At 71.6% G+C, this 268-nt stretch carries 1 pseudogene; it reads right to left on the bottom strand.

Annotated features, from left to right (window positions below):
- Positions 1-262: pseudogene (locus tag SM753_RS20665) on the bottom strand (hypothetical protein); the annotation flags it as partial.
- Positions 263-268: the final 6 nt, after the last annotated feature.

Below are 268 nucleotides of genomic sequence, written 5' to 3'. Positions count from 1 at the left end.
GGTCGTCGACCAGCGACTCCCCGCCGGCCGCCCACGCGAGCACGTCCTCCCCGCGAACGACAACGAGCCCCTCTGCGACCGCCGGCTCCAGGTCGGTGACGGCCGACAGCTCCGCCGTCACCCATCCCGGACAGTCGTCGAACCGGTACACCACGTACGCGGTCCCGTCGGGCGCGACGAACCGCGGGCATCGCGGCGGACACGACGACGTTCCCTCGCACGACCCCGGCCTCCAGACCGGACACTCCGTTTGTTCCGCCATCTCAAC

This window comes from Halostella sp. PRR32, assembly GCF_034808085.1.
GTDB lineage: Archaea > Halobacteriota > Halobacteria > Halobacteriales > Natronoarchaeaceae > Halostella > Halostella pelagica.
This window is presented reverse-complemented; position numbering and strand designations above follow the sequence as displayed.